Source organism: Vibrio sp. 10N.222.46.A1 (genome assembly GCF_041473595.1).
GTDB classification, from domain to species: Bacteria; Pseudomonadota; Gammaproteobacteria; order Enterobacterales; family Vibrionaceae; genus Vibrio; species Vibrio tasmaniensis_A.
In genome coordinates, this window is the sequence record NZ_JBFRSN010000987.1 from 1 (window position 1) to 4,205 (window position 4,205).

The 4,205-nt window shown below is 44.9% G+C and carries 5 protein-coding genes; 4 read left to right on the forward strand and 1 reads right to left on the reverse strand.

From position 1 onward, the window contains the following. Together AB4496_RS22895 and AB4496_RS22900 are read left to right on the forward strand one after the other, a co-directional pair. On the forward strand, positions 1 to 346 hold a 346-nt coding region (locus AB4496_RS22895; protein WP_372132078.1), incomplete at its 5' end, for a GGDEF domain-containing protein. Positions 347 to 387: 41 nt separating this feature from the next. Further along, entirely contained in the window at positions 388 to 615 is a 228-nt protein-coding gene (locus AB4496_RS22900; RefSeq protein WP_009848301.1) for a zinc ribbon domain-containing protein, read from the forward strand. Positions 616 to 703: 88 nt separating this feature from the next. On the opposite strand, the gene xseA is transcribed toward AB4496_RS22900, so the two are convergent. Then, positions 704 to 2,050 (reverse strand): exodeoxyribonuclease VII large subunit, encoded by a 1,347-nt coding sequence (xseA, locus tag AB4496_RS22905; protein WP_009848302.1) that lies wholly within the window; start codon positions 2,048 to 2,050, stop codon positions 704 to 706. Positions 2,051 to 2,321: 271 nt separating this feature from the next. On the opposite strand from xseA, the gene guaB reads away from it, so the two are divergent. Together guaB and AB4496_RS22915 are read left to right on the forward strand one after the other, a co-directional pair. Next, positions 2,322 to 3,785 carry an IMP dehydrogenase gene (gene guaB, locus AB4496_RS22910; protein WP_004735127.1) on the forward strand — a complete coding sequence of 488 codons (1,464 nt, stop codon included), beginning with the start codon at positions 2,322 to 2,324 and terminating at the stop codon, positions 3,783 to 3,785. A gap of 202 nt (positions 3,786 to 3,987) precedes the next feature. Beyond that, a partial coding sequence (locus AB4496_RS22915) for a glutamine amidotransferase-related protein (protein WP_408063570.1) occupies positions 3,988 to 4,205 on the forward strand: 218 nt, incomplete at its 3' end.

Here is a 4,205-nt window from a genome sequence, read left to right on the forward strand (position 1 = left end):
TGATGTCGATAAATTTAAGTCAATAAACGATACGTTTGGCCACAGCTTTGGTGATGATGTGTTGTTAGCCGTTGCAAAAGTGCTTGATGAGGCAACTACTGCCTGTGCCAAGATAGGGCGCTATGGGGGCGATGAGTTTGTCGTGTTCTCTTGCTTTGATGATCAAGAAAGTGTGCTGAACTTTTATCGAAGCTTAGAAAGAACCTTGGAACAAGCTCTCTATATCGATGGCACTCAGTTTTCTGTCAGCGTTGGACTTTCTTATGAGAAAGATCCTGAGTCATTGGAAGGCTTGATCGCACAAGCTGATAAGAACATGTACCAAATCAAGCAAGCTAAGTCTTAGCAGTGGTAGATTGTAAAAAAGTAGTGAGTTAGGAAATGCTAATGAGTGAAAATATCTGCCCTAAGTGCCAATCAGAGCTAGGTTGGGATGGAAAGTATCACTGTGAAAGTTGTCAGGCACACTTTACTAAGGTTGGGTTTTGCCCTGAGTGCAGCAGCCAACTTGAGAAGCTTCAAGCCTGTGGTGCAGCGAGCTATTTTTGTAATGGTGAGTGTAATGAGCTTAAATCTAAATCGAGAGTAAAGTTTGTATTTCAACCTGCGGAATAGACTTAAGCCGAATCGCTTAAACGACTATCTGTAATGTTATATCAGAGACTCAATACCGAAGAGTTGGTCTTTTTTGTATCTAATGAACCTAGAGCTCGCTCTTAGCGACTCTTGTTGTCACTTGCGATTCAATCACACCGTCTTCAACTTGGGTGGTGATCACTTCACCGATTTCGACATCGTTAATCGATGACACAGTTTTACTCGATGCTGAATGGGTGATGCTGTAGCCACGTTTTAGGGTTGCTAATGGACTTACTGTTTCTAACTTCTCGGCAGCCATGGCTAGTTGGTGGCGAGTAGTCAGTAATGTCTTGTCCATTGCATCCAATAGCTTTTGCTCTGAACGTTGTAGATGCAGTTTCTGTTCACCAAGGCGTTTCACTGGCGAGTTCAGCTGAAGTTGGTGCTGCTTACGTTCAACACGCTGAGCATGTTGCTTTAGGTATTGAGTCATACCACGACGCAAACGCATGTCTAAGTCATCAAGCTGCTGACTCTGCTTTTGCAGTTGGTAGCTCGGGTGTTGTTTCTCTAAGCGGTATTTCAACGTTTGAGTTGATTGCGCTTGTTTTATTAGTACATGACGAATCGCACTCACTAAACGAGCACGTTTAGACGCATAAGCTTGCTCTTTATGACTGTTGTCACGGCTAACCAATTCAGCGGCTGCTGATGGCGTTGGAGCTCGCATATCTGCGACGAAATCGGCGATAGTGACATCAACTTCGTGTCCAACGGCGCTGATAATCGGGATCTGACTTGCTGCAATGGTGCGAGCAACGATCTCGTTATTGAAACACCATAAGTCCTCTAATGAGCCGCCGCCTCGGCCAACGATCAATACATCACACTCATTGCGTTCATTGGCACGCCCAATCGCTTGAGCGATCTGAATCGAAGCTCCTTCACCTTGTACCATAGTCGGATATACGATGACTGGCAATGACGGGTCGCGCCTTTTCAGTACATCGAGAATATCGAAGAGGGCAGCGCCTGTTTTAGAGGTGATAACACCAACACATTTAGGATGTTCTGGAAGAATTTGTTTACTGGACTGAGCAAATAAACCTTCCGCCGCCAAGTTCATCTTAAGTTTTTCAAACTCTTGCTGAAGCTTGCCGTCACCTTCTGGCTGCATGCTTTCGATGATCAGTTGATAATCACCGCGTGGCTCATAAAGAGATAGGCGCGCTTTAACTAGCACTTGATTACCGTTCTGAGGCTTAAAAGTCACACGACGGTTATTGCCACGAAACATAGCGCACTTAACTTGAGCGCGAGAGTCTTTAAGCGTGAGGTACCAGTGACCAGAGACAGGTGCAGAGAAATTTGAGATTTCACCAACGAGCCAGACTATTCCCATTTCGTTTTCTAATAGGAGACGAACCTCTGAATTGAGGCGAGAAACAGTAAAGATGTTTGGATTGGTCATAGAAGCGCTATCTATCCTTGAAGGAAGGTCTTTCTCTTGGAATCTCACTGGGCGTGAGTATGGAAGATAGCGGCAATATAATACATAGCAAGGGGGTAAATGCAAATTAAAAGTATAAAAATGTGTAGCCAAGCGATTTCGTTGGCCGTATAATCCGTCCGCAATATCTAATCCAAATGCAGTTTGATTTTCCTTAATTGGCTGCCCTCATTAGGCGAAACGATGAGATTGGATTGTTTCTTTTTACTCCTATTATTGTGAGATATTGCAAATGCTAAGAATTGCCAAAGAAGCGCTGACATTCGACGACGTACTGCTAGTGCCAGCACACTCCACCGTTCTCCCTAATACAGCTGATCTTCGCACTCAGTTGACGAAGAATATTTCCCTAAACATCCCAATGATCTCTGCATCGATGGATACTGTGACAGAAGCTCGCCTAGCGATTGCACTGGCGCAAGAAGGCGGAATAGGCTTCATTCATAAGAACATGTCTATTGAACAGCAAGCTGAAATGGTTCGCCAGGTTAAAATTTACGAAGCAGGTGTGGTTTCTCACCCTGTTACTGTAAACCCTGACGCGACAATCGCTGATGTTGTAGCTCTTACTCAAAAACACGGCTTCGCCGGTTTCCCTGTTGTTACTGAAACAAACGAACTTGTTGGTATTATTACTGGCCGTGACGTTCGCTTTGTGACTGACCTTTCTAAGAAAGTTGACGTAGTAATGACGCCTAAAGCTCGCCTTGCTTCTGTTAAAGAAGGTGCAACTCGTGAAGAAGTTCAAGAGAAAATGCACGAAGCGCGTGTTGAAAAAGTTCTTGTTGTAAATGATGACTTCCAACTTACGGGAATGATCACTGCAAAAGATTTCCACAAAGCAGAACGTAAACCAAACGCTTGTAAAGATGAGCGCGGCAGCCTACGTGTAGGTGCAGCTGTTGGTGCTGGTGCTGGTAACGAAGAGCGCGTTGCTGCTCTAGTTGAAGCTGGCGTAGACGTTCTACTTATCGACTCTTCACACGGTCACTCTGAAGGCGTACTTAACCGTATCCGCGATACGCGTGCTGCATACCCTGACCTACAAATTATCGGTGGTAACGTAGCAACTGGCGCTGGCGCTCGTGCTCTTATCGAAGCGGGTGTTAGTGCGGTTAAAGTAGGTATCGGCCCGGGTTCAATCTGTACGACTCGCATCGTTACTGGTGTTGGTGTTCCTCAAGTAACAGCAATTGCAGACGCAGCTGAAGTAGCAAACGAATACGGTATTCCAGTAATCGCAGATGGCGGCATCCGCTTCTCTGGCGATATCTGTAAAGCTATCGTTGCTGGCGCATCTTGTGTGATGGTTGGTTCAATGTTCGCGGGTACTGAAGAAGCACCGGGTGAAGTTATCCTTTACAACGGTCGTTCTTACAAGTCTTACCGTGGTATGGGTTCTCTTGGCGCTATGTCTCAAGGTTCTTCTGACCGTTACTTCCAATCTGATAACGCTGCAGACAAGCTTGTTCCAGAAGGTATTGAAGGTCGTATCGCATACAAAGGTCGTCTAAAAGAGATCGTTCACCAACAGATGGGCGGTTTACGCTCAAGCATGGGCCTAACGGGTTCTGCAACTGTTGAAGATATGCGTACTAAAGCTGAGTTTGTTCGTATCTCTGGTGCGGGCATGAAAGAATCTCACGTACACGATGTTCAAATCACGAAAGAAGCACCTAACTACCGTTTAGGTTAATAATACGTCCAAACGTTTGAATAATGTGCTGATTTAGTCGGCACATTATTTTATCTACCGCCTGTTTTGCAGAAAGTCTGATTTTCTCAAAACACGAGGTTACAGATAACCAACGAAAACGTTTGCTTTATTTCTTGAAGAGTTAATCAGAGGTGAGTAAACTCGCCTCCGTTTTATCACATAGCCAATAAGACTGCTTACAATGACTAAAAATATTCATGACCAACGTATTCTAATTCTGGACTTCGGTTCTCAATACACACAGCTAGTAGCTCGTCGTATTCGTGAGATCGGTGTTTACTGTGAACTTTGGAGCTGGGACGTAGAAGAAGCGGATATTCGTGAATTCAATCCAGACGGTATCATCCTATCTGGTGGCCCTGAAAGTGTAACGGAAGAGAATTCTCCACGTGCACCTCA